At 59.3% G+C, this 23441-nt stretch carries 25 protein-coding genes; 8 read left to right on the forward strand and 17 right to left on the reverse strand.

Annotated features, from left to right (window positions below; all coding sequences use genetic code 11):
• Positions 1-10: 10 nt before the first annotated feature.
• The 8 genes from tsaE to KQ933_RS19745 form a co-directional block, all read right to left on the reverse strand.
• Positions 11-1522: a tRNA (adenosine(37)-N6)-threonylcarbamoyltransferase complex ATPase subunit type 1 TsaE gene (gene tsaE / locus KQ933_RS19710; RefSeq protein WP_216756417.1), complete on the reverse strand. Its 1512-nt coding sequence runs from the start codon at positions 1520-1522 to the stop codon at positions 11-13.
• Positions 1519-4104, reverse strand: a complete 2586-nt coding sequence (locus tag KQ933_RS19715; RefSeq protein ID WP_216756418.1) for a PAS domain-containing sensor histidine kinase — start codon at positions 4102-4104, stop codon at positions 1519-1521. The genes tsaE and KQ933_RS19715 overlap by 4 nt, the downstream gene beginning before the upstream one ends.
• A gap of 201 nt (positions 4105-4305) precedes the next feature.
• Positions 4306-5706 (reverse strand): adenosylhomocysteinase, encoded by a 1401-nt coding sequence (gene ahcY / locus KQ933_RS19720; protein ID WP_216756419.1) that lies wholly within the window; start codon positions 5704-5706, stop codon positions 4306-4308.
• Positions 5707-5874: 168 nt separating this feature from the next.
• Positions 5875-6150, reverse strand: a complete 276-nt coding sequence (locus KQ933_RS19725; protein ID WP_183734613.1) for an HPr family phosphocarrier protein — start codon at positions 6148-6150, stop codon at positions 5875-5877.
• Between the two features lie 9 nt (positions 6151-6159).
• Entirely contained in the window at positions 6160-6561 is a 402-nt protein-coding gene (locus KQ933_RS19730) for a PTS sugar transporter subunit IIA (RefSeq protein WP_007813746.1), read from the reverse strand.
• Positions 6562-6714: 153 nt separating this feature from the next.
• Positions 6715-7155, reverse strand: coding sequence for an HPr kinase/phosphorylase (locus tag KQ933_RS19735; RefSeq protein WP_216756420.1), 441 nt, complete (start codon positions 7153-7155; stop codon positions 6715-6717).
• On the reverse strand, positions 7152-8942 hold the full coding sequence (locus KQ933_RS19740; RefSeq protein ID WP_216756421.1) for a sensor histidine kinase: 1791 nt from the start codon (positions 8940-8942) through the stop codon (positions 7152-7154). Before KQ933_RS19740 ends, KQ933_RS19735 begins: the two co-directional genes overlap by 4 nt.
• A gap of 76 nt (positions 8943-9018) precedes the next feature.
• Complete coding sequence (locus KQ933_RS19745) at positions 9019-9756, reverse strand: response regulator transcription factor (RefSeq protein WP_210276856.1); 738 nt, start codon at positions 9754-9756, stop codon at positions 9019-9021.
• A 337-nt stretch (positions 9757-10093) separates the two neighbouring features.
• Between KQ933_RS19745 and KQ933_RS19750 the strand changes: the two genes are divergently transcribed.
• The 3 genes from KQ933_RS19750 (at position 10094) to KQ933_RS19760 (ending at position 12855) form a co-directional block, all read left to right on the forward strand.
• Positions 10094-11704: a phosphoenolpyruvate carboxykinase gene (locus tag KQ933_RS19750; RefSeq protein ID WP_216756422.1), complete on the forward strand. Its 1611-nt coding sequence runs from the start codon at positions 10094-10096 to the stop codon at positions 11702-11704.
• A gap of 100 nt (positions 11705-11804) precedes the next feature.
• Positions 11805-12242 carry an alternative ribosome rescue aminoacyl-tRNA hydrolase ArfB gene (gene arfB / locus KQ933_RS19755; protein WP_216756423.1) on the forward strand — a complete coding sequence of 146 codons (438 nt, stop codon included), beginning with the start codon at positions 11805-11807 and terminating at the stop codon, positions 12240-12242.
• 1 nt (position 12243) lies between these two features.
• Positions 12244-12855 carry an alpha-ketoglutarate-dependent dioxygenase AlkB gene (locus KQ933_RS19760; protein ID WP_216756424.1) on the forward strand — a complete coding sequence of 204 codons (612 nt, stop codon included), beginning with the start codon at positions 12244-12246 and terminating at the stop codon, positions 12853-12855.
• Between the two features lie 39 nt (positions 12856-12894).
• Here KQ933_RS19760 and coaA read toward each other — a convergent pair whose 3' ends face one another.
• From coaA to hisB, 9 genes are all read right to left on the reverse strand, one after another.
• A complete protein-coding gene (coaA, locus tag KQ933_RS19765) occupies positions 12895-13890 on the reverse strand; it encodes a type I pantothenate kinase (RefSeq protein ID WP_216756425.1) in 996 nt (331 codons plus the stop codon).
• Positions 13887-14210, reverse strand: coding sequence for a phosphoribosyl-ATP diphosphatase (locus tag KQ933_RS19770; RefSeq protein ID WP_183734621.1), 324 nt, complete (start codon positions 14208-14210; stop codon positions 13887-13889). Before KQ933_RS19770 ends, coaA begins: the two co-directional genes overlap by 4 nt.
• Before the next feature lie 15 nt (positions 14211-14225).
• Positions 14226-15014, reverse strand: a complete 789-nt coding sequence (hisF, locus tag KQ933_RS19775) for an imidazole glycerol phosphate synthase subunit HisF (protein WP_183734622.1) — start codon at positions 15012-15014, stop codon at positions 14226-14228.
• Complete coding sequence (gene hisA / locus KQ933_RS19780) at positions 15014-15760, reverse strand: 1-(5-phosphoribosyl)-5-[(5-phosphoribosylamino)methylideneamino]imidazole-4-carboxamide isomerase (protein WP_216756426.1); 747 nt, start codon at positions 15758-15760, stop codon at positions 15014-15016. Before hisA ends, hisF begins: the two co-directional genes overlap by 1 nt.
• Positions 15761-15765: 5 nt before the next feature.
• Positions 15766-16320: a hypothetical protein gene (locus tag KQ933_RS19785; protein WP_216756427.1), complete on the reverse strand. Its 555-nt coding sequence runs from the start codon at positions 16318-16320 to the stop codon at positions 15766-15768.
• Positions 16320-16502, reverse strand: a complete 183-nt coding sequence (locus tag KQ933_RS19790; protein ID WP_216756428.1) for a hypothetical protein — start codon at positions 16500-16502, stop codon at positions 16320-16322. The genes KQ933_RS19785 and KQ933_RS19790 overlap by 1 nt, the downstream gene beginning before the upstream one ends.
• A gap of 66 nt (positions 16503-16568) precedes the next feature.
• Complete coding sequence (hisH, locus tag KQ933_RS19795) at positions 16569-17219, reverse strand: imidazole glycerol phosphate synthase subunit HisH (RefSeq protein ID WP_216756429.1); 651 nt, start codon at positions 17217-17219, stop codon at positions 16569-16571.
• Positions 17219-17689, reverse strand: a complete 471-nt coding sequence (locus tag KQ933_RS19800; RefSeq protein WP_216756430.1) for a DUF2628 domain-containing protein — start codon at positions 17687-17689, stop codon at positions 17219-17221. The genes hisH and KQ933_RS19800 overlap by 1 nt, the downstream gene beginning before the upstream one ends.
• Positions 17690-17709: 20 nt before the next feature.
• Positions 17710-18318, reverse strand: a complete 609-nt coding sequence (gene hisB / locus KQ933_RS19805; RefSeq protein WP_216756431.1) for an imidazoleglycerol-phosphate dehydratase HisB — start codon at positions 18316-18318, stop codon at positions 17710-17712.
• A gap of 178 nt (positions 18319-18496) precedes the next feature.
• Between hisB and hslV the strand changes: the two genes are divergently transcribed.
• The 5 genes from hslV (at position 18497) to KQ933_RS19830 (ending at position 23421) form a co-directional block, all read left to right on the forward strand.
• Entirely contained in the window at positions 18497-19021 is a 525-nt protein-coding gene (hslV, locus tag KQ933_RS19810; RefSeq protein ID WP_216756432.1) for an ATP-dependent protease subunit HslV, read from the forward strand.
• Entirely contained in the window at positions 19018-19521 is a 504-nt protein-coding gene (locus KQ933_RS19815; protein WP_216756433.1) for a GNAT family N-acetyltransferase, read from the forward strand. The genes hslV and KQ933_RS19815 overlap by 4 nt, the downstream gene beginning before the upstream one ends.
• Positions 19518-20825 carry an ATP-dependent protease ATPase subunit HslU gene (gene hslU, locus KQ933_RS19820; RefSeq protein ID WP_216756434.1) on the forward strand — a complete coding sequence of 436 codons (1308 nt, stop codon included), beginning with the start codon at positions 19518-19520 and terminating at the stop codon, positions 20823-20825. The genes KQ933_RS19815 and hslU overlap by 4 nt, the downstream gene beginning before the upstream one ends.
• 187 nt (positions 20826-21012) lie before the next feature.
• The gene (locus KQ933_RS19825) at positions 21013-21960 is read left to right on the forward strand and encodes a DUF1402 family protein (RefSeq protein ID WP_216756435.1); all 948 of its coding nucleotides are present in this window, start codon (positions 21013-21015) and stop codon (positions 21958-21960) included.
• A gap of 48 nt (positions 21961-22008) precedes the next feature.
• Complete coding sequence (locus tag KQ933_RS19830) at positions 22009-23421, forward strand: cytochrome P450 (protein WP_216756436.1); 1413 nt, start codon at positions 22009-22011, stop codon at positions 23419-23421.
• Positions 23422-23441: the final 20 nt, after the last annotated feature.

Consider the following 23441-nt stretch of genomic DNA (forward strand, 5'->3'; position numbering starts at 1 on the left):
TGATCCGGTCTTATGATTCGACTGGGACTATTCCAGTCCTTGTGCACCATTCGCGCAAGGGGGCAAGCGCCTCGTGTTCCAGCGCCACCTTCAGATAGGACAGCGTGCGCGGCATATGTTGCAGATAGCCGGGTTTACCGTCTCGCTGCAAGAGCCGTACCCAGAGTCCGACGAGTTTGCAGTTGCGTTGCGCTGACATGATTGCCCATGCCTTCAAGAATCCGGCTTCGTCGAAACCACGCTCAGTGCGCCGCAATGACAGATAATCGTCCATCAGGTGCCGGAAGAGATCCGGCTCGATGGTGACACGGGCGTCTTGAACGATGGAAGCAAGATCATAGGCAGTCGGCCCGATCATCGCATCCTGGAAGTCGATGATGCCGATCTTGCGGATACCGCTTTCGTGTCCGCGCCAGATGATGTTCGGCGAATGGAAATCGCGCAGCAGGAGATTGGTTTCTGCCGATTGCAGTTCGTCGATCAAATGGTCCCAGATCGCGAGATATTCCTCGCGCTCTGCGTCGGTGGGCGGGGTACCGCGCTTCCAGGCGATATGCCAGTCGAGCACGAGCCGCACTTCCATCTTCATCGCCGTGCGATCGAAGTCTGGAATATGATGGATATGCGTGGGCGAAACCGGGATATCCTGTGGAATCTGCATGGAATGAAGATGGGCAAGGCAGGCGACGCTTTGCCGGTAGCGCTCGGCGATTGGTCGCCCGCTGGTATCGAGCACGCCTTCAGTGCCGAGATCCTCGATCAGCAGGATGCCTTGGTCGTAATCGACCTTGTAAATCTCCGGCGTCGCAAAGCCCCGCTGCCGCAACGCACCGGCAATTGCTACGAACGGATAGGCGTTTTCCGCAAGGTGCGCGACCTTGGGGTAAGGCTTGCCGTCCAGAACCGGCGGACCGTCGGGTAACGGCGGCCAGTCCATCAGGATCTTGCGATTGCCCTTCCCGGGATAGATCGATTCGTAGGCGCGGAGTGACGCGTCGCCAACAAGGAACCGCCGCTTGGCATCACCACAGCCGGCGGCGGCGAGGAAGTTGCGTATCGCCAGCACGCGACGGATACGTGCCGCGGTTTTCTCCGGTGCCGTGATTGTCACCCGCCTGCCGGCAGCCTCGTGTTCAAGCCGCAGCGAGATGCGTGTTTCAGGCAACTCACTTTCTGCCATCTCGGGCCATTCGACGATGCAGATGCCGTTATCGAGCGCCTCGTCGAAGCCGAGTTCGGTCAACTCGGAGGGATCACCGAGCCTGTAGAGATCGAAATGCGAGACCGGAATGCGCAGCTCGTAGGATTGAACCAGCGTGAAAGTGGGGCTTGGAACTTCCAGCCCGTCGTCATCCGCCATCGCGCGCAGGAATGCGCGTGCGAGTGAGGATTTTCCGGCGCCGAGATCGCCTGATAATGCCAAGCAATCGCCCACTTTCAGCGCCAGCGCCAAATCGTTGCCGAGGCAGATGGTCGCTGCCTCGTTTTCCAGAAAAAGCGAGATTTCGTCGCTTTGCGTCATTCGGCGGCGACGGAATGCGGCATGTCGATGGAAGGGATGCGGCAGGTCACCGTCGTCCCCTTGCCCGGCTCGCTGTCGATGCCGACCTCGCCGTTGTGCAGGCTGACGAAGCTGTCGACGATCGAAAGGCCAAGCCCCGCTCCGCTGCGCTTTCCGCTCTTGGCACCGGTCGCGAAGCGATCGAAGACCGTAGCCACCATTTCGGGAGAAATGCCGGGGCCGCGATCCCTGACAGAGAAGACGAAATCCGTGCCTTCCCGGCGGCATTCGAGCGCAATCGTTGTACCCTCGGGCGAGAAGTTGGCGGCATTGGCCAGAAGCTTCAGCAGGATCTGCTTCAGCCGCTGCGGGTCGGCAACGATCGAGCCGAGATAGGCCGGAGCGGTGATTTCAAGTGAAACACCACTTTCCTGCAGCCGGTCGGCGATCTGCAGGGAGACGTCGTCCAGAAGATCGGCAAGATCGATTTCCGCATAGTTGAGCCGCATGATGCCGGCATCGACGGTGGCGAGATCAAGGATGTCATTGACGAGCGTCAGCAGTACCGACGACGAGGTGGCGATATGGTCGATATATTCCGCCTGCCGTTCATTCAGCGGGCCGACGCCCGGCGTGCGCAACAGATCGGTGAAACCGATGATATTCGTCAGCGGCGAGCGCAGTTCGTAGGAGACGTGCTGCACGAAGTCATTCTTCAGCTCGTCTGCCTTGCGCAGCGCCTCATTCTTTTCCGTCAGTGCGCGTTCGGCGCGAACGTTGTCGGTCATGTTGACAAAGGTCAGCATGGTCTGCGCGTTCGGCAGCGGGATGACCGCGAAGTCGAGAACGAGGCCGGACAGCAGTTCGAGCGTTCCCTGACTGGAACGGCGCTCATCATCGAAGCTGGTGATCAGCTCGGCAAAGGTCTTCCAGCCGTCGGGCTGGTCATAGGACGGCGCACAGGCCTCGCCGATCGCACGAATATGCGTGCCGGGCTTGGCTTCCGCCTCGGTAACGCCCCAAAGAGCCCGGAAGGCTGGGTTGGAGAGGCGAATACGGCCGTCAGGTCCGAAGACCGCAACACCTTCCGACAGATGATCGATCGTTTCGCCCTGAACCTTCACCAGCGTGTTGTAGCGCGTTTCGAGATCGACCTGCTCCGTAAGGTTCTCGAAGACCCAGGTCGCGCCGCCCTGCGGATGCGCCGTGGCGAAGACGCGCAGCGTCTGCCCGTTCGGCAGGTGCCAGAGGTCAGATTGCGTATCGAGCGAACGATAGACGGAAAGCGCTGTTTCCTTCCACGATTTCCAGTTCAACTGGTCGGGCAGTTTCTTGGCGGCGCGCAGGCGCTCCAGGAGTTCGCTATTGTCGGGCTTGCTCTCAAGGAACGCGATATCGAGTTCCCAGAGTGCGACGAAGGCCTGATTGTAGAACTGCAGTCGGCGGTCGCCGCCGAAGATGGCAACGGGCGTCGCCAAATGGTCGAGCGTCTCCGCATGGCTTTTCAGTGTGCGTTCCAACTCGGCGCGAACCGCTTCGACATCGGAGACGTCGACGGCAATGCCGGCAGAGCCACTCGGGACCTTGACGTCAACCACGTCGAAGAACGTGCGGTTGCCACGCACGACGGTCGAAATCGTGTCATGGAAAGGCGATTCCGGCATTGCCGTGGCGCGGATCCGCTCACGGGCAACGGTTGTCAGGATTTCGCGGCCTTCATTAACGGCCTGTTGGGGTGATTGCGCTTCGACGGCATCGCCATAGGCATGGTTGACCCAGGTCAGGCGGCCGGCGGTATCGCGCTGCCAGGCCGGCATGTCGATCGCATCGAGCATGGTCTGGAAGGCGGAAATCGACGTCATCAACCGATCGCGCTCGATCTTCAGTTCGGCGAGTTCAGCGCGCAGATTGTTGAGCGCCACGAAGCGAACGAAGGCGCGGCCCCCGGAAACGCGGCCCTGGGCCTCAAGCACTTCGTCCCGGATTGTTTCGACCACCATGTCGAAGCTTTCGGCCTGCTCACGCAGCCGCCCGATCGCCCGTTCCAGTTCGGAAGCCGAGCGTGCCTTCAGCCAGAGACCAAAGGCAAGGAATTCATTGTCCTGCGGCGCGCCGGTTTCCGGTGGAAGCTGACCGAGGAGTTCAGGCCGAGCGACGCCGTCCCAGATGACGATACGCCGGTTCTTGTCGGCAATAAGCGCCTGATATTGGGAAATGCGCTGCTGCGCATCCGAAAGCGCCGAGCGAATCTCGCGGCTCTCATTTTCGAGATTTCCACGCTGGCGCACCAGCCAGAGCGTCGAAAGCAGGGCAGCCGAAATCACGCCAATGACGACGGAAAGGCCGACAACCTGCGAGGAGGTGAAAAGATGCGCCGACCCGCCGATGACGGGCTCTGCTTGCGCCAGAACCGGCCAAGCCGGGACGAAGATCGCGGTGCTCACAGCGCACAGCTTTGCAATACGTGCCAAAGACCAGTTTTTTTGCCTTGCAGTCAAGAAGACCGCGGCAAACCCATATTTTTGGCCTGCCGGAAGCGGGCGGTCAGCAGCATAAGCGCTATCCTCCGCCTGACCGAGCAGGCTGTGTTTCATTTTCGACATCGGCGGTATGTCTCCGTCCTTTAATGTGCCGCATCACGACAAGACATCCCATTTTCGTGGAAAACGAAGAACTCCGAGCCACGAATCAAGTCTTAAAATAATACTTCGGAAGGGAATCGTCGGAAAGAGAGCGCCCAAAAAATAAGCCCCGGCATTTGTCAATGCCGGGGCCACCACATCTTGTGGATATCTAAGACTTGATCAGTACCTGTAGTGGTCCGACTTGAAAGGACCCTGCGGCTTCACGCCGATATAGGCAGCCTGCTCTTCGCTGAGCTGGGTGAGCTTCACGCCGAGCTTGTCGAGATGTAGGCGCGCAACCTTCTCATCCAAGTGCTTCGGCAGGATGTAGACCTTGCTTTCATATTGGCCGGGCTTGGTGAAGAGCTCGATCTGCGCCAGCGTCTGGTTGGTAAAGGAAGCCGACATGACGAATGACGGATGGCCCGTCGCATTGCCGAGGTTCAGCAGGCGGCCTTCAGAAAGAAGGATGATGCGATTGCCCTTCGGGAACTCGATCAGGTCGACCTGCGGCTTGACGTTCGTCCATTTGAGGTTACGAAGTGCTGCAACTTCGATTTCGTTGTCGAAGTGGCCGATATTGCCGACGATCGCCATATCCTTCATCTGACGCATGTGGTCGATACGGATGACATCCTTGTTTCCGGTCGTGGTGATAAAGATATCGGCCGAGGAAACGACGTCCTCGAGCAGAACGACTTCATAACCGTCCATGGCAGCCTGCAGGGCGCAGATCGGATCGGCTTCCGTAACCTTGACGCGGGCGCCGGCACCGGAGAGCGAAGCGGCAGAACCCTTGCCGACATCGCCGTAACCGCAGACGACGGCAACCTTGCCGGCCATCATCACGTCGGTGCCGCGGCGGATACCGTCGACCAGCGATTCCTTGCAGCCATACTTGTTGTCGAACTTCGACTTGGTGACGGAGTCGTTGACGTTGATGGCCGGGAACGGCAGCAGGCCCTTCTGGCTCAGCTGATAGAGGCGGTTGACGCCCGTCGTGGTTTCTTCGGTCACGCCCTTGATGGCATCGCGCTGCTTGGTAAACCAGCCCGGGGAAGCGGCGAGGCGCTTCTTGATCTGCGCGAAGAGGATCTCTTCTTCTTCAGAATGCGGGTTGGAGAGAACGTCCTCACCGGCCTCGGCGCGGGCGCCAAGCAGGATATACATGGTGGCGTCGCCGCCATCATCGAGGATCATGTTGGAGAGGCCGCCATCGGCCCACTGGAAGATCTTGTCGGTGTAAACCCAGTAATCTTCAAGCGACTCTCCCTTGATCGCGAAGACCGGAACGCCGGAAGCGGCGATTGCTGCTGCGGCATGGTCCTGCGTCGAGAAGATATTGCACGAAGCCCAGCGGACTTCGGCGCCGAGGGCAACCAGAGTCTCGATGAGAACGGCGGTCTGGATCGTCATGTGCAGCGAGCCGGTGATGCGTGCGCCCTTCAGTGGTTTCGATTCACCGAATTCGGCGCGGCAGGACATGAGGCCGGGCATTTCGGTTTCAGCGATGGTGATTTCCTTGCGTCCGAAATCTGCAAGGCCGATATCGGCGACGACATAATCTTTTTCAATGCTCATTAGGGCTCTCCAGGCTGAAACGTCTCAAAACCATCGCAAGGACGCGACGATGACCGCAACGGATTGAACGCGTGCGGAATGCACATCATGCTCGCCGTTTAGCAGGCTTCGTTCGGGAAGGCAACGGGGATATAAAGAAGTCTTTATATCTTTATATGGCGCTGGAGATCAGATCTCTTCGCCGAACTTGTTCTGGATGAGCTCGTCGAGGGCATTCAGCGCTTCAGCCGCCTGGTTGCCGGTCGCCGAGACGACGACGCTGGAGCCGGGGCTCGCCGCAAGCATCATCAGACCCATGATCGAGGTGCCGCCGACCGTCATGCCGTCCTTGGAAACGGTGATCGTTGCATCGAAGGCATCGACAGTCTGGACGAATTTTGCCGAAGCGCGCGCGTGCAGGCCACGCTTGTTGATGATCAGGAGTTCCCGGGAAAGCGGTGTCATGGAGGTTTCTTACTTTCCGCTCAGGACCCGGCTCGCAACGTTGATGTATTTGCGGCCGGCCTCGGAAGCCTCGGCAAGCGCCTTTTCCATATTGTTCTCGCCGCGCACGCCGGCGAGCTTGATCAACATCGGCAGGTTGACGCCGGCGATGACTTCGGTATGGCCGCTGCTCATGACCGAGATTGCGAGGTTGGAAGGTGTACCGCCGAACATGTCGGTGAGAATGACGACGCCATGGCCGTCGTCTGCGCCGGAAACGGCTTCGAGAATGTCCTGTCGTCTCTGGTCCATATCGTCTTCCGGTCCGATGCAGACCGTTTCGATGAATTTCTGAGGACCGACGACGTGCTCTACGGCATGACGAAACTCTTCAGCCAGCTTGCCATGAGTGACAAGCACAAGTCCGATCATGATATTACTGCTCCCATGGCATACGCAAACCGTGGCCCCAATATCGCAACGCAGCAATTACGTCCACCGGTGGGGGCACATCTTGGCGATCAAAAGCCGAAGTGCAAGATAAAAATATAAATATATAAGCCGTATCAGGCCGTCCGGAAGGCCTCAACTTCCGATTTCCGGCGCTTTTGCCGTCAACACTGCAAGGGGCAGGGGGAGGTTGGGCAACAATCGCAGTGCAGGCAACTCGAAACCCTCGGCAAGAACGGCGGTTTCTCCTTCCGCAGGAAGCCGGTTCTCGCCGCTGGCGCTGCCTGGCAGGACTACAAAATGCATCGCCGCCTGGGCAATATGATCGTGCTTCACGATGCCCGTGCCGCGCAGTTCGATAAGCCCGGCAATGGCTGGCGGACAGGCGGCAGTGATTGCTCCGTCCTGTTTCGAAAGAAGCACCTGATCATCGGCCACGAGGACAGAGAATATCCCCTGCCGCCGCGCCTCCGCCATGCAGGTAAAAGCGGTCATCGACTTGCCCCAGCCCGAAGGGCCGGTGAACAGCAGGCCGGTCTTTCCAATGACGATTGCGGTGGCGTGGATGTTGATCATGCCGCGGTATCGGCCGGGAGGGCAAGGATGAAGCGGGCACCAAGCAATTTACCACTCTCGTCGTCGACGATGTTTTCGGCCCGCAATGAACCGCCATGCGCCTCGGCGATCTGCCGGCTGATGGAAAGCCCGAGGCCGGAATTCTGGCCGAAACCTTCGGATTCCGGTCGGTCGGTATAAAAGCGTTCGAAGATGCGGTCGATATTCTCGGCCTGGATCCCCGGACCGTTGTCTTCGATATAGACCACGCAACGGGAGCGGGTACGGACCAGACGCACCGTGATCTTGCCGTCCTGTTCCGGCACAAAGGAGCGGGCATTTTCAATCAGGTTGGTGATGATCTGGCCGATACGCAGGTCATGCCCTTTAACGACAAAGCGCGTCTTGACGTTCGGCTTGCGATCCACGGCATAGTCTATGTCGACCTTCTTCTTGGTGCTGCGGATCTGGCGCGACACGTCGATGAGATCGCGCAGAAATACTTCCAGATCGACAGAACCTGCATCGACGCGCGCAAGCTCGGCATCGAGACGCGATGCATCCGAGATATCGCTGATCAGCCGATCGAGGCGGCGGACATCGTGCTGGATGACATCCATCAGCCGCTTCTTGGAATCGTCGGATTTGGCGAGCGGCAGTGTTTCGACGGCACTGCGCAGCGAGGTAAGCGGGTTCTTCAGCTCATGGCTGACATCGGCTGCAAAGCTCTCGATCGCATCGATCCGGTCGTAGAGGGCCGTCGTCATTTCGCGCAGCGCAATGGAAAGGTTGCCGATTTCGTCCTGACGCGCCGAAAAATCTGGAATTTCTTCACGTTCCTTGGCGCCGCGGCGCACCCGGATGGCCGCCGCCGAAAGCCGGCGCAGCGGATTGGCGATCGTCGAGGACAGCACGAGCGCCATCAGCACGTTGACGAGCGTTGCAACGCCGAAGACACGCATGATGGCGAGACGCTCGGCATGCACGATATTGTCGATATCGCCGGCCTGCGTCGACAGCAGCAACACACCGAGCACGGCCCGGAAACGCTGGATCGGTACGGCAACCGAAACGATGAGCTCGCCCTTTTCCGTCGTGCGCACGACTGCGCCGCGTACACCCGTCAGCGCGTTCATCACCTCGGGATAGATAGAACCATCACCACCTGGTGCTTCCTTGTAGACAGGAAGATTGCCCGGCTGCAGCGCCTTATTGAAGAGGGCCGTAAACCATTCGCTCCAGGTCTGCTTTTCTTCCTCCACTGGCGGCAGGTCGAAGCGCAGCACCTGGCCACGAGAATAGAGATGGCGGGAATCGAGCAGCAGATTGGCGTCGGCATCAAAAATGCGGGCGCGGGTGCGGGTCGGAGAAATCAGCCGTCGAAGAACCGGCGCCACCTTTTCCGGATCGATCGGGAATTCGAGATCCTCGTCGTTCGGCACCGGTGTGATACTCTGGCCGGCCTGCAGTTCCAGCAGCTTCTGCGGATCGATGGTGATCGAGTTCGTATCGACGGAAGCCGAAGCCGAAACCGCGCCGGCGATGATTTCGCCCTGGGTCAGCAGGCTCTCGACGCGCGCGTCGATCAGGCCTTCTCGGAACTGGTTGAGGTAGAGAATACCGCCGACGAGGACGAGCAGGGCCGCAAGGTTAAAGAAGACGATGCGGCGCGTCAGGCTCGAAAAGACAGCATTGCCGAAGATACGGCGGATCAGGGTGAAGGGATGCGACCAACGCCGACCCCTGACGCGTCGGGTGCTCACGCCCTCCGCATCATCCAGATCCCTTTCCTGCACCAACTGTGCCAATAACGGCCCTTTCGGAGGGCAGGGCCAGCTTGGCCGGCCCGCCGCCCTCATTCGTCTCTCCCTGCGCTTTGAAGCGTCAGGCTGCTTCGCGGAAGCGGTAACCCACACCGTAAAGCGTTTCAATCATATCAAAGTCTGTATCGACCATCTTGAACTTCTTCCGCAGCCGCTTGATGTGGCTGTCGATGGTGCGGTCGTCAACATACACCTGTTCGTCATAGGCGGCATCCATGAGGGCGTCGCGGCTTTTCACCACACCCGGGCGCTGGGCCAGCGAATGCAGGATCAGGAATTCAGTGACGGTGAGGGTGACGGCTTCACCCTTCCAGGTGCAGGTATGGCGCTCCTGGTCCATGACCAACTGGCCGCGCTCGAGCGAACGGGCCTGCTGCACCGCACCTGCCTTTGGCGTACCGACGGTGGCAACGCCGCCGGTAGCGGCGGCCTCACGGCTCGAAGCGCGGCGCAGCACTGCGCGAACGCGTTCGACCAGCAGTCGCTGGGAGAAGGGCTTGGTGATGAAATCGTCGGCGCCCATCTTCAGGCCGAAGAGCTCGTCGATCTCTTCATCCTTGGAAGTCAGGAAGATGACTGGCATGTCCGACTTCTGGCGAAGACGACGAAGCAGCTCCATGCCGTCCATACGCGGCATCTTGATATCGAAGATTGCCAGGTGTGGCGGGCGTGCGAGCAGGCCATCCAGCGCGGAGGCGCCGTCCGTATAGGTTTCGACCTTATATCCTTCGGCTTCCAGTGCAATCGACACGGAAGTGAGGATGTTGCGGTCGTCGTCAACGAGCGCGATTGTCGGCATGGTGTTCGTCTCCGTCATCAGTGCGCAATCTCCCGGATTTCGTCTCCCCAGGCGGTCTTCGTGACCGGTCGCGCTTATGGAGGATAAAGGTGGAACAAATTGTGGCAAAGATAAAGGGGTAGATTGCCAGTCCTCATGAGCCGCAATCGCAAGTGGTGCGACAAGTTGTTTCAACAGGAGGTCTTCAAACGATTTAAAATAGATTCTCGGAATTTAAATCGATTAATTATTTGATATTATTATATTTTCCAAGTTCTAGCCTATTGCCATTTAAAATTTCTCCTTTTACTTTCGCTTATATTTTAACGGCCAAGGCGCCTCAGCGAAGGGAAAAGCTATGGAGACGTTCGGAGTTCATAACCAGGCAATCGAGCTGGCGACGATCGGTTTCGGCGACGTACGGAGCGTCCGCTACAACCTCTCTGCCGCTCTTCTTTACGAGGAAGCGATTCGCCGGGGAGAGGCCGAACTGACAGCCCAGGGCGCTCTTCGTGCCACGACCGGCCAGCACACGGGCCGTTCGCCGCGCGACAAGTTCGTCGTCCGCGATGAGAATACGGATGACCAGATCTGGTGGGATAACAACAAGCCGATGTCGCCGGAGCATTTTGCCCTGCTGCACAAGGATATGCTGGCCCATGCCGCGGGCAGGGATCTCTTCGTGCAGGACCTGATCGGCGGTGCCGACGCCGGTCAGGCACTCCCGACCCGCGTTGTGACCGAATTCGCCTGGCATTCGCTCTTCATCCGCAACCTGCTGATCCGTCCGAAGGCAGACGCGCTCGCGAGCTTTGCGCCGAAGTTGACGATCATCGACCTGCCGAGCTTCAAGGCCGATCCGGAGCGTTACGGCTGCCGCACCGAAACGGTGATTGCCTGCGATCTCACCAACGGCATCGTTCTGATTGCCGGCACCTCCTATGCCGGCGAGATGAAGAAGTCGGTCTTCACAGTGCTGAACTACCTGCTGCCCGAAAAGGGTGTCATGCCGATGCACTGCTCGGCCAATGTCGGCCCTGCGGGTGATGCTGCGGTCTTCTTCGGTCTGTCCGGTACGGGCAAGACGACGCTTTCGGCTGACCCGGCACGCACCTTGATCGGCGATGACGAACACGGCTGGAGCGAAAACGGCATCTTCAATTTCGAAGGCGGCTGCTACGCCAAGACCATTCGCCTCTCGGCAGAGGCCGAACCGGAAATCTATGCCACGACACAGCGTTTCGGTACGGTGCTTGAAAACGTCGTTCTCAACGAAAACCGAGAGCCGGATTTCGACGATGCGTCGCTGACGGAAAACACGCGCTGCGCCTACCCGATGGACTTCATTCCGAATGCATCTGAAACCGGCCTTGCGCCTCATCCAAAGACGATCATCATGCTGACGGCCGACGCTTTTGGCGTCATGCCGCCGATCGCCAAGCTGACGCCAGAGCAGGCCATGTACCACTTCCTCTCCGGCTACACCGCCAAGGTGGCAGGTACGGAAAAGGGTGTCACGGAGCCGGAAGCGACCTTCTCGACCTGCTTCGGCGCCCCCTTCATGCCGCGTCATCCCGCCGAATACGGAAATCTCCTGAAGGAGCTGATCGGCCGCCACGGCGTGGAATGCTGGCTGGTCAACACCGGCTGGACCGGCGGTGCTTACGGCATCGGCAAGCGCATGCCGATCAAGGCGACCCGTACTTTGCTGACCGCCGCCCTTTCGGGCGAACTCGCCAAGGCTGAACTCCGCGCCGATCCGAATTTCGGCTTTGCCGTTCCGGTCGCAGTCGAAGGCGTCGATACCAGCATCCTCGACCCACGCTCGACCTGGGCCGACAAGCAGGCCTATGACGCGCAGGCCGAGAAGCTTGTGTCCATGTTCATCGCCAACTTCGCCAAGTTCGAGGACCATGTCGACGGCGGTGTGCGCGACGCAGCCCCCGGCATCAAGGTCGCTGCCGAATAAGCCGCCGGCAAACTTCTGGAGATTCACGTGAAACCCGGCGTTCCCAAGCGCCGGGTTTCCACTGCTTTCAATTCGCGGCCATTATGCGCTAGAAGGCTGCATGGCCAGCGACGCTCTTTATATCGACGACAGGATTACCATCGCCGGATGGGAGCTGACGGAACAGTTCGTTCTGGCGGGTGGTCCTGGCGGTCAGAACGTCAACAAGGTCTCGACCGCCGTCCAGCTCTTCTTCAATATTCCCAATTCCCCCTCGCTCAACGAGAGGGTCAAAACCAATGCGATCAAGCTTGCCGGCAGGCGCATGTCGAAGGACGGTGTGCTGATGATCGAGGCAAGCCGCTTTCGCAGTCAGGACCGTAATCGCGAGGACGCACGCGAGCGGCTGAAGGAATTGATCATTGAGGCCGCCAAGCCGCCACCGCCGCCGCGCAAGAAGACCAAGCCGACGAAGGGCTCGATCGAGCGACGCCTGAAGGAAAAATCCGGCCGCTCGGAAGTCAAGAAGATGCGCGGCCGACCGGGCCGTGGAGAATGACATGCCAGAGCTACTAAGCGGCATCCGCCATCTGCCAGACTATCTGGATTGCGCTCGCCAGGAAGCGCTGGTCGATATCATGAGGAATATTGTCGCCGAGGCGCCGCTCTACGTGCCGATCATGCCTGGCACCGGCAAGCCGATGTCGGTGCGCATGACCAATTGCGGCTCGCTCGGCTGGGTGACGGACAAGGCGCGCGGCTATCGCTATCAGCCGATGCACCCGGTGACCGGCAGGCCGTGGCCGGCACTCCCGTCGGAGTTGCTGGAGATCTGGGGCGACGTTTCGGGCTACGATAAGACGCCTGAAGCCTGCCTCGTCAATTTCTATTCGGATGAGGCGCGCATGGGGTTGCATCAGGACAAGGATGAGAACGACCTGAAAGCGCCGGTCGTCTCGATTTCGCTCGGCAATACCTGCCTGTTTCGCGCGGGTGGCGTGAACCGCAACGACAAGACTATGTCCCTCAAGCTGTCGAGCGGCGATGTCGTCATTCTCGGCGGGGAAGGGCGGCTCTGCTTCCACGGCGTCGACCGCATCTACCCGGGCACCTCGACCCTTTTGAAGAACGGCGGCCGCATCAATCTGACGCTCCGCCGGGTCAATCCGTAGAAGCAATTCCAACAAGGGTTTCGTCAGGAATTGCGTTGCTCAAAGCTTGCGCAGCGCCACCTGTTCGATCAGATGATCTTTGCCCTTGCGCAGGATGAGATCGGCGCGCGGCCGCGTCGGCAGGATGTTCTGGCGCAAATTCTTGAGGTTGATATTCGCCCAGAGGTCTTCAGCGATCGCAACCGCTTTTTCATCATTGATCGATGCATAGCGATGGAAGTAGGAATTCGGATCTCGGAAGGCCGTCTCCCTGAGCCGCATGAAGCGCGTCACATACCAGTTGTGGATCTGCGTTTCCTCAGCGTCGATATAGATCGAGAAGTCGAAGAAGTCGGACACCATCGGCACGATCTTGCCGTCGGCCGGCAGGTCACGTGACTGCAGGACATTGATGCCCTCGAAGATGAGGATATCGGGCCGGTCGACGATCTTGTATTCGTCCGGCAGCACGTCATAGACGAGGTGCGAGTAGGAGGGCGCCTTCACGTCCGGCAAGCCGGCCTTGATCGCCGAGAGGAAACGCAGGATCGCGCCCGTATCGTAGCTTTCCGGAAAACCCTTGCGCTGCATCAGGTTCTCGCGTTTCAGCACGGCATTGGGATAGAGGAAGCCGTCCGTGGTGACGAGATCGACCTTGGGGCTGGAAGGCCAGCGGCCGAGCAGCTCCTTCAAGATACGTGCCGTCGTGGATTTACCGACAGCGACAGAACCGGCAATACCGATCACGAACGGCGTCTTCGCCACATCCGACAGGCTGAGGAAGCGGTTGCGCTGCTCGAACAGCAGCTGCGAGGATTCCACATGTGCCGAAAGCAGCCGCGACAGCGACAGATAGATGCGCCGGACTTCATCGAGATCGATCGGGTCGCCCATGGAGCGGAGCCGTTTGACCTCATCGGCCGTCAGCGTCATCGGCGTGTCGGCACGAAACTTTGCCCACTGTTCCGATGTGAAGAAGTGATAGGGGGAATAGGAAGCGGTCTGGAAGTGATCCAGCTTTTCCGCCACCCCGATAATCTGTGTCGCGATACTCATGAACTCTGCCGGCTGGCCTTTTCCTTGAGGCCGGATTGCGCGGTCCGCCGCGCAAGTTCGGTCATGACATTCTCTACCGGTATTTCAGCAATCTTCAATACGACCAATAGGTGATAGAGAACGTCGGCTGCTTCATATGTGAGGTTATCGCGGTCGTTGGTGACGGCGGCCATGACAGCCTCGATCGCTTCCTCGCCGAGTTTCTTGGCTGCTTTCTGCTGTCCGCCGGCCACCAGCTTGGCAGTCCAGGATTCGTCCGGAGAGGCCTTCGCCCGCTCTTCGACGATTCGCTCGAGGTCGGAAAGGGAAAATCCGCTCATGTCCTGCTTCCAAACTCAGTCGAGGCGCATCGCGATGCCGCGCTCAGACATATAGTGTTTCGCTTCGCCGACGGAATAGGTGCCGAAGTGGAAGATTGATGCGGCAAGCACCGCATTGGCATGGCCTTCCTTCACGCCGGCCACGAGATCGTCGAGATCACCGACGCCGCCAGAAGCAATGACCGGCACGCGAACGGAATCGGCAATCGCACGTGTCAGCTCAAGATCGTAGCCAATCTTCGTGCCGTCGCGGTCCATGGAGGTAACGAGCAACTCGCCGGCGCCGCGGGCAACCATCTTCTGGGCGAATTCCACCGCATCGATGCCGGTCGCGTTGCGGCCGCCATGCGTATAGATTTCCCAGGCACTGAAATTATCGCCGCCGACTTTGTGCGTGAGGCGGCGCTTGGCATCGATCGATACGACGATGCACTGGTCGCCGAACTTGTCAGCCGCTTCGGCCACAAAATCCGGATTGTTGACCGCAGCCGAATTGATAGAGACCTTGTCGGCACCGCACAGCAGCAGCTTGCGGATATCGGCAATGGTCCGCACGCCGCCGCCGACGGTAAGCGGCATGAAGCATTGCTCGGCCGTGCGTGCCACGACATCGAAGATTGTCTCGCGATTGTCAGAGGAGGCGGTGATGTCGAGGAAGCAGAGCTCGTCGGCGCCGGCCGCATCATAGGCCTTGGCTGCTTCGACAGGATCGCCGGCATCGACCAGATTGAGGAAATTGACGCCCTTGACGACACGACCGTCCTTGACGTCGAGGCAGGGGATTATGCGGGCTTTCAGGCTCATTATACAGTCTCCTTCGCCCGTGCTGCTTTGATGAGATCGAGCGCCTCCTTGGGATCGATCCGCCCATCATAAAGAGCCCGTCCGGAGATGGCGCCTTCGAGCTTGCGGGCATCCGGTTGTAGCATGCGTTTGATGTCGTCGATCGAGGCAAGTCCACCCGATGCGATGACCGGGATGGAGACAGCGTCCGCCAGCTCCAGCGTTGAGGTCCAGTTGATACCCGCCAGGATGCCGTCGCGGTCGATATCCGTATAGATGATTGCGGCAACGCCGGCGCCTTCGAATTTCTTTGCGAGTTCTACGATGCCGAGTTCGGATGCTTCCGCCCAGCCTTCGACCGCGACCTTGCCGCCCTTGGCATCGATGCCGACGGCGACGCGGCCCGGAAATGTCTTGCAGGCTTCGATGACGAGCGCTGGATCTCGCACGGCAACGGTGCCGAGGATGACGCGGCGCAGACCGCGCGAAAGCCAGTTTTCGATATGAGCGAGCGTTCGGATGCCGCCGCCGAGCTGAACCGGGTTTTTCGTTGCCTTCAGGATCGCCTCGACGGCATCGCCATTGGCCGAATGTCCCGCAAAGGCGCCGTCGAGATCGACCACATGCAGCCATTCGAAACCCTGCTCTTCGAAGGATTTCGCCTGGGCGGCCGGATCGGTGTTGTAGACCGTCGCCTGTTGCATGTCGCCGAGCTTCAGGCGAACGCATTGTCCGCCCTTCAGGTCGATCGCGGGAAAAAGGATCATTCGTCTCAAGTCCGTAGCATCATGGGCACTATCAGTGCATTCCACGCATCTACGATATCCGAACGAAAAAAGACAGCGGCAATGGTGAGAGCGGCGAAAAGGACGATCAGCAGCAGTGCCACGGTGAAGCCGACCCCCACCTGGCGCCAGAAGCCGGTACGCTTTTTCACGGAATTTTCGATATCGCGCACCTGCCGCAACGCCTCGCTGTTGGTGGCAACGAGCTGGATCTGCGGCTCCATGGCCTCGACATAGGTCTCGGCATAGCTTGAAAGGATCTGCGACGCACGGTCGCGCAACGTGTTGCGCAGATCGGACGAAAGATAATTGCTCGTCACCGCCGCGATTTCCGCCTCAATGGGCGAACGGCCGGCGTTGCGCTTGCGATAGCTGACGATGAAATCACGCTTCTGGCGCTCATAGAGCGCATAAGCGAGCAGACCGATCAGGTCATCCTCGCCTTCGATATAGAATTCCAGCACGGCTTCGGCGAAATCGCCGGCGCTTATCTCGTCCGATCTCAGCCTAGAATTCTCTTTTCCCGGAAAGGTCTCCTGCATCAGCGGTCGAGCCTTTCTTTAAGCGTTTTGGCAGCGTTGGAGAGCGCTTTGCGATGCAGAGCTTCGTCGACCTGGCGGATGATCGTCCCGCCGGGCAGTCTGATATCGAGGAACGGCGGCTGGCCCTCTCTGGCAGGCCGCAGCCTGTAAAATATCTTTCCTGTCTTTTGTGAAGCCGGCATCGAGCGCGCTCCTGTATCTGCCTTCCCTTACTAGGGAAATAAGGCGCGCATATTAAAAGCCAGCCCTCAGGGCGCCCAGCGCAGGAAATTCGCAATCAGCGCCAGTCCGAGCTTCTGGCTCTTTTCCGGGTGGAATTGCGAACCAGCCATATTATCCCGGCCGACGAAGGCCGTCATCGGCCCACCATAATCGGTGGTGGCGATCACGTCAGAGGCTTTCTCGGCAGCGAGATGGTAGGAGTGTACGAAATAAGCATGCAGGCCATCAGGTCCGGTCGGAATACCGTTGAAAAGCGGATGCTCCTGTTTCAGGTCGAGCGTGTTCCAGCCGATCTGCGGGATTTTCAGCTCGGGGTCGGCAGGTGTCATCTCGACGACGTCGCCTGCAATCCATCCGAAACCTTGCGTCACCGTTTTTTCAAGACCGCGCGAGGACATGAGCTGCATGCCGACGCAGATGCCGAGGAAGGGACGCGCCTTTTTCTCGACGCCTTCGAGCAGGGCCTCCGTCATACCAGGCACGGCATCGAGCCCGCGGCGGCAATCGGCATAGGCGCCGACGCCCGGCAGCACGATACGGTCGGCCGCGGCAACGATCTCCGCCTTGTCGGTCAGATTGATTTCGGCCTCGATGCCGGCTTCGCGGGCCGCACGTTCGAAAGCCTTGGTGGCTGAGCGCAGATTGCCAGAGCCGTAGTCGATAATTGCGACGCGCATTATTTGCGTCCTCCGTCAAAACCGAAGAGACCGAGCGAAGTGGAATTGCCCTGCTGTGCCTGCGGGCCGGAAGCCTGGTTCCATTCGGGCGCCTTTAAATTGGCGCCGGTCTCGATGTTGGAAAAATAGATCGCTTCCGCAAGATCGATCGAGGAAGCGCCGATAGCGGCCTCCTCGCGCCAGCCGCGGGAGGCGAGATTGCGGATGCGGAAATTCTGGCCCTCGAACCCGACGAACAGGTTCACGGCAAAGGCAAGTGCCAGTCCCGCTGGTCCAAAACCCGGTTGCTCCATCAGTACGCCGCTGATTGCCTGCAGCACAAAGGCGATGATTGCATGGAGCCAGAGGCGATGCGCCAGCAGCCAGATCCAGGGAAAGAAGAAGGCAAGCCACGAGAAACCGTCGCGGATCGTGCGCGTGTCCTGGCGCTGATCATCAGGCGGAACAAGAAAAACGTAGCTGGATGCCATCTGACGCTCCCTGCTGGGGCTCAGGCGAGTGTGCCCTTGGTCGAGGGAACACGGCCCGCCTGTCGCGGATCGATCTCTGTCGCCGTGCGCAGAACGCGGGCGACGGCCTTGAAGCATGTCTCTGCAATATGGTGGTTGTTGGCACCATAGTGATTGAGAATATGCAGGGTGATCCCGGCATTCTGGGCGAGCGCCTGGAAGAATTCGCGCACCAGTTCCGTATCGAAAGTGCCGATCTTCGGCGCGCTGAAGGAAACGTTCCAGACGAGGAAGGGGCGGCCGGAGAGATCGACGGCAGCCTTTGTCATCGTCTCGTCCATGGCGAGGTCGATCGAGGCGTAACGCGTGATGCCGCGGCGATCGCCGAGTGCCTTGGCGATCGCCTGGCCGATAGCGATACCGGTATCTTCGACCGTGTGATGGTCGTCGATATGCAGATCACCTTTGGCCTCGATTTCCATGTCGATCAGCGAATGTCGCGAAAGCTGATCCAGCATATGATCGAAGAAGCCGACGCCCGTCGAAATCGTCGATTTGCCGGTGCCGTCGAGATTGACGGAAACGGAAATGGACGTCTCATTGGTCTTGCGGGAAACGCTGCCCGTGCGGCGCGCTGCGGTCTCGGCCATATGGCTTTCTCCTTGAAATCAACGTGGTTCCTTATCAGGCGGATAGCGAAATATCCAGAAGCGCAGGGCCACAAAAGGAAGGCCATTTGCAATCGCGGCTTGCCCACTTACATAGGGTTCAACAGGGCCGATGTTCGACCCGTTGGAACAGCCCGCGAGTTGGGGCAACAGGTGTTTGATGACGACAATTATTACAGTTCGAAAAGGCGGCAAGGTCGTGGTGGCTGGCGATGGCCAGGTCAGTCTCGGCCAGACCGTCATGAAGGGCAACGCGCGCAAGGTCCGCCGCATCGGCAAGGGCGAAGTGATTGCCGGATTTGCAGGTGCTACCGCTGACGCCTTCACCCTTCTGGAAAGGCTCGAAAAGAAACTGGAACAGTATCCGGGTCAGCTGATGCGTGCTGCCGTCGAACTCGCCAAGGATTGGCGTACCGATCGTTACCTGCGCAATCTCGAAGCGATGATGCTGGTCGCCGACAAGTCGGTAACGCTCGCCATCACCGGTAACGGGGACGTGCTGGAACCAGAGCATGGCGTCGCGGCCATCGGCTCCGGCGGGAATTTCGCGCTTGCAGCAGCTCTTGCGCTGGCGGACACGGATAAATCAGCAGAAGAGATCGCCCGTCGTGCGCTCGATATCGCTGCCGACATCTGCGTCTACACCAACCACAATGTCATTGTGGAAACGCTGGACGTGGAATGACGGATTACGTCTTCCGTCTCGTCACGATGACTGATCTGCCGCTTCTGGCCGAATGGCTGGAACAGCCGCATGTCCGCCGTTGGTGGGGCGAGCCGGAGAAGGCGCTGGCATCGATTGAGGAGCATCTGCGTGATCTGACAGTCGAACTCTATATAGTGACGCTCGACGGCAGGGATTTTGCCTTCATTCAGGTGGCAGATCTCGATGATGAAGACGATGCCGCGCTGAACGGCCAGCCCGAAGGCACCTGCGGTATCGATCAGTTCATCGGTGTCGAAACGCTTCTGGGAAAGGGTCACGGTCCGGCCTTCATGGCGAATTTCTGCCGGGCGCTCTTCGATAGGGGGAAGAATCGCGTGCTGGTCGATCCTCATCCGGACAACATCTTCGCAATCAGAGCCTATACCAAGGCAGGCTTTCAAAGACTTGGCGAAACAACTACGAATTACGGCCGGGCACTCCTCATCGCCCTGGACCGCCAGGAGAATGATACACAATGACCACCTTTTCTCCCCGCGAGATCGTTTCCGAGCTCGACCGCTATATTATCGGCCAACATGAGGCCAAGCGCGCCGTGGCGATTGCACTCCGCAACCGCTGGCGCCGCCATCAGCTCGATCCGAGCCTGCGCGATGAAGTCATGCCGAAGAATATCCTGATGATCGGCCCGACCGGTGTCGGCAAGACGGAAATCTCTCGTCGCCTTGCCAAGCTCGCCGGGGCACCCTTCATCAAGGTCGAAGCCACGAAGTTCACCGAAGTCGGTTATGTCGGCCGCGATGTCGAGCAGATTATCCGCGATCTCGTCGAAGTCGGCATCGGTCTTGTGCGCGAAAAAAAGCGCACCGAGGTTCAGGCAAAGGCCCATATGAGCGCGGAAGAGCGTGTTCTCGATGCGCTGGTCGGCGCGACGGCGTCGCCCGCCACCCGCGAAAGCTTCCGCAAGAAGCTGCGCAGCGGCGAGCTCGACGACAAGGAAATCGATATCGAAGTGGCTGATGCCGGTTCAGGCATGGGCGGCTTCGAAATCCCCGGCATGCCAGGCGCCAATATCGGCGTGCTGAACCTGTCTGAAATGTTCGGCAAGGCGATGGGCGGCCGCACCAAGAAGGTGCGCACCACGGTGAAGGCATCTTACACGGACTTGATCCGAGACGAATCCGACAAGCTGATCGACAACGAGGTCATCCAGCGCGAGGCTGTTCGTTCGGTCGAGAATGACGGCATCGTCTTCCTGGACGAGATCGACAAGATCGCGGCGCGCGACGGCGGCGCCGGCGCCGGCGTTTCCCGCGAAGGCGTCCAGCGCGACCTGCTGCCGCTCGTTGAAGGCACGACGGTTTCGACCAAGTACGGCCCGGTGAAGACGGATCACATCCTCTTCATCGCCTCCGGCGCCTTCCACGTTTCCAAACCGTCGGATCTGCTGCCCGAACTGCAGGGCCGCCTGCCGATCCGCGTCGAACTGCGTCCGCTGAACAAGGAAGACTTCCGCCGCATCCTGACGGAAACCGAGGCAAGCCTGATCCGCCAGTACAAGGCACTGATGGAAACCGAAAGCCTGACACTCGACTTCACGGATGATGCGATCGATGCGCTCGCCGATGTCGCCGTCCACCTGAACTCCTCCGTCGAGAATATCGGCGCCCGCCGGCTGCAGACGGTCATGGAGCGCGTACTGGACGACATTTCCTATAACGCACCGGATCGCACCGGCACGGACGTGAAGATCGATGCCGCTTACGTGCGTGAACATGTCGGCGATCTTGCGCAGAATACCGATCTGTCACGCTTCATCCTGTGATCGCCGAACATCGTTTTTTACCTTTGCGCATGTAATGCCGAAACTTTGACGATCCGAACTCTCGACAGCGGGCCTTTTACTTTCTAGTGAAAGGCCCGCTTTGTTTTTGTACCGGCTTTATTCGGACAAGATTCTGGTCCAGTCAGCCGCTTCACAAAGACGACAGGGAAAGACGGGAAAGCAGATCGTGCGACGCCTTTTGACAAGCCTTGTGATTGCCATGACCATTGCGGGCTCGGCTCCTGCCCTTGCGGTACAGGTCGTTCCGCCCGGCAATCGTCATGCCGAACAGCCGGATATCCCTGGCGCTTCGGTTCGTCGCACCAAGGGCACAAAGACGACGTTCGATCTCAAATATGAGAAGGTCTACGACCTGCTATCGACCGACCACGAACTCATGGGCAAGATCAAGAAGGTCTCAAACGCCTATGGCATCAACCCGATTCATGTGATCGGCGCGATCGTCGGCGAGCACACCTATAATGTCGACGCCTATGACCGCCTCCAGGCCTATTACGTCAAAGCCGCCTCCTATGCCGGCGAGAGCTTCCGTTTTGCCTATGAAGGCGAAAGCGTCGACGATTTTGTCGACCGGCCGCAATTTGCTGCTTGCAACGGCAAGAGCGATTCCTACACGCTCTGGACCTGCCGCGAGGATGTCTGGGAAAGCGATTTCCGCGGTAAAACCATTGGCGGCAAGAGCTTTCCGAACAACCGCTTCAGCGCTGTCTTCTTCCAGCCCTTCTATGCGGGCCAGACCTTCGGTCTCGGCCAGGTCAATCCGTTGACGGCGCTCATGCTGTCTGATCTGGTCAGTCGTGTTTCCGGCTATCCGAAGCTGAATGAGAAGAATGCTGGCTCGGTCTATAAGGCGATCATGGACCCCGACATCTCGCTCGCCTTCGTCGCCGCCTCGATCCGCAGGTCGATCGACGACTACAGGGAGATCGCCGGCGTGGATATCTCCGACAATCCGGGAGTGACTGCGACACTTTATAATGTCGGCAATTCCCGTAAGCGTGCCGCAGCCCTTGCCGCCAAGAATCGTTCCTCCGGCACGACGATCTGGCCGGAAGAGAATTATTACGGCTGGCTGATCAACGACAAACTGGACGAGTTGAAGGGCCTGTTCTAACCTCCGGGCCTGCCGGGAAGATTATATTTCCGGCGAAAGGCTTTGCTCATGGATATGCGTCCGGACCCCTTCGTTCCTCCGGCACCGTTGCCGCGTACCGTGCCGCCGTCGCGGCTCGAGATCATCAGGACGATTTTCCGCAATCCGCTGGAGCTCTGGGGCGAGCCGTCCTACACGCTGCCGTGGATTCGCACCAGTTTCTTTGGCCAGAGAACGCTGATCGTCAACGATCCCGGTCTCATCAAGCATGTGCTGGTCGACAATGCCAACAATTACCGCATGTCCGACATTCGCCAGCTCGTGCTGCGCCCGATCCTGCGCGACGGACTTTTGACGGCGGAAGGCCCCGTCTGGAAACGCTCGCGTAGGGCAGTTGCGCCCGTATTTACGCCCCGTCATGCAAAAGGGTTCGCCGACCAGATGCTGCGCCAGTCGGAAGACTACGCCCGCAAATATGCTGATGTCGGTGAGGCCGGCACGATTTTCGATATCAGCACCGACATGACGGAGCTGACGTTTGCTATCCTTTCCGACACGCTGTTTTCCGGCGACATCGTCACCTCCAGCGGCTACTTCGCCGATGATGTCAACGAGTTGCTGCATCGCATGGGCCGCATCGATCCGATGGATTTGTTGCGGGCGCCATCCTGGATTCCACGTGTGACACGCATCGGCGGCCAGAAGGTGCTGGAGAAATTCCGCACCATCGTGCGCAACACCATGGATATGCGGCTTGCCAAGATGAAGGCCGACCGCGGCAAGGCGCCGAACGATTTTCTCACCCTGCTTTTAGAGCAGGCTGGTCCCGATGGCCTGACGAAAGAGGAGATCGAGGATAATATCCTCACCTTCATCGGCGCCGGCCACGAGACGACCGCCCGCGCGCTCGCCTGGACGCTCTATTGCGTCTCGAACAGCCCACATATCCGCGAGGCGATGGAAAGGGAGATTGATGCGGTGCTCGCGTCAGGCGCCGAACCGGTCGAATGGCCGGATCTGATGCCGCAGACCCACGCCGCCTTCGAGGAAGCTCTGCGCCTCTATCCGCCGGCCCCGTCGATCAATCGGGCCGCTATCTCGAATGATTCCTGGACAAGCGCCAAGGGCGAGCGGGTCGAGATCGAAGCTGGTGTTACCGTGCTCGTCATGCCCTGGACTCTGCACCGTCATGAACTTCATTGGGATCGGCCGCGCGCCTTCATGCCGGAACGTTTCCTGCCGGAAAACCGCGCCTCTATCGGTCGCTTCCAGTTCCTGCCGTTCGGCGCCGGTCCGCGCGTCTGCATCGGCGCGACGTTCGCGCTTCAGGAGGCGGTGATCGCGCTGGCCGTTCTGATGCATCGCTATCGCTTCGATTCCACCGACCAGACGAATCCCTGGCCGGTCCAGAAGTTGACGACACAGCCGCAGAACGGCATCCCGATGCGTGTCACGCGACGGACTATTTCCGGGTCTGCATAAATCTTTCGAATTGTTGCTGA

It is taken from the genome of Rhizobium sp. WYJ-E13 (assembly GCF_018987265.1).
Taxonomy (GTDB): Bacteria; Pseudomonadota; Alphaproteobacteria; order Rhizobiales; family Rhizobiaceae; genus Rhizobium.

What these genes read in the sequence shown, in the direction of transcription:
- KQ933_RS19800 (WP_216756430.1), bottom strand. Translation starts at nt 17,689, where the DNA reads ATGGCATCCAGCTACGTTTTTCTTGTTCCGCCTGATGATCAGCGCCAG.
- KQ933_RS19725 (WP_183734613.1), bottom strand. Translation starts at nt 6,150, where the DNA reads ATGACACCGCTTTCCCGGGAACTCCTGATCATCAACAAGCGTGGCCTG.
- hisB (WP_216756431.1), bottom strand. Translation starts at nt 18,318, where the DNA reads ATGGCCGAGACCGCAGCGCGCCGCACGGGCAGCGTTTCCCGCAAGACC.
- KQ933_RS19790 (WP_216756428.1), bottom strand. Translation starts at nt 16,502, where the DNA reads ATGCCGGCTTCACAAAAGACAGGAAAGATATTTTACAGGCTGCGGCCT.
- arfB (WP_216756423.1), top strand. Translation starts at nt 11,805, where the DNA reads ATGGCCAGCGACGCTCTTTATATCGACGACAGGATTACCATCGCCGGA.
- hisA (WP_216756426.1), bottom strand. Translation starts at nt 15,760, where the DNA reads ATGATCCTTTTTCCCGCGATCGACCTGAAGGGCGGACAATGCGTTCGC.
- KQ933_RS19715 (WP_216756418.1), bottom strand. Translation starts at nt 4,104, where the DNA reads ATGTCGAAAATGAAACACAGCCTGCTCGGTCAGGCGGAGGATAGCGCT.
- hisF (WP_183734622.1), bottom strand. Translation starts at nt 15,014, where the DNA reads ATGAGCCTGAAAGCCCGCATAATCCCCTGCCTCGACGTCAAGGACGGT.
- tsaE (WP_216756417.1), bottom strand. Translation starts at nt 1,522, where the DNA reads ATGACGCAAAGCGACGAAATCTCGCTTTTTCTGGAAAACGAGGCAGCG.
- KQ933_RS19730 (WP_007813746.1), bottom strand. Translation starts at nt 6,561, where the DNA reads ATGATCGGACTTGTGCTTGTCACTCATGGCAAGCTGGCTGAAGAGTTT.
- KQ933_RS19830 (WP_216756436.1), top strand. Translation starts at nt 22,009, where the DNA reads ATGGATATGCGTCCGGACCCCTTCGTTCCTCCGGCACCGTTGCCGCGT.
- KQ933_RS19785 (WP_216756427.1), bottom strand. Translation starts at nt 16,320, where the DNA reads ATGCAGGAGACCTTTCCGGGAAAAGAGAATTCTAGGCTGAGATCGGAC.
- hslU (WP_216756434.1), top strand. Translation starts at nt 19,518, where the DNA reads ATGACCACCTTTTCTCCCCGCGAGATCGTTTCCGAGCTCGACCGCTAT.
- ahcY (WP_216756419.1), bottom strand. Translation starts at nt 5,706, where the DNA reads ATGAGCATTGAAAAAGATTATGTCGTCGCCGATATCGGCCTTGCAGAT.
- KQ933_RS19750 (WP_216756422.1), top strand. Translation starts at nt 10,094, where the DNA reads ATGGAGACGTTCGGAGTTCATAACCAGGCAATCGAGCTGGCGACGATC.
- KQ933_RS19760 (WP_216756424.1), top strand. Translation starts at nt 12,244, where the DNA reads ATGCCAGAGCTACTAAGCGGCATCCGCCATCTGCCAGACTATCTGGAT.
- hisH (WP_216756429.1), bottom strand. Translation starts at nt 17,219, where the DNA reads ATGCGCGTCGCAATTATCGACTACGGCTCTGGCAATCTGCGCTCAGCC.
- KQ933_RS19735 (WP_216756420.1), bottom strand. Translation starts at nt 7,155, where the DNA reads ATGATCAACATCCACGCCACCGCAATCGTCATTGGAAAGACCGGCCTG.
- KQ933_RS19815 (WP_216756433.1), top strand. Translation starts at nt 19,018, where the DNA reads ATGACGGATTACGTCTTCCGTCTCGTCACGATGACTGATCTGCCGCTT.
- hslV (WP_216756432.1), top strand. Translation starts at nt 18,497, where the DNA reads ATGACGACAATTATTACAGTTCGAAAAGGCGGCAAGGTCGTGGTGGCT.
- coaA (WP_216756425.1), bottom strand. Translation starts at nt 13,890, where the DNA reads ATGAGTATCGCGACACAGATTATCGGGGTGGCGGAAAAGCTGGATCAC.
- KQ933_RS19745 (WP_210276856.1), bottom strand. Translation starts at nt 9,756, where the DNA reads ATGCCGACAATCGCGCTCGTTGACGACGACCGCAACATCCTCACTTCC.
- KQ933_RS19770 (WP_183734621.1), bottom strand. Translation starts at nt 14,210, where the DNA reads ATGAGCGGATTTTCCCTTTCCGACCTCGAGCGAATCGTCGAAGAGCGG.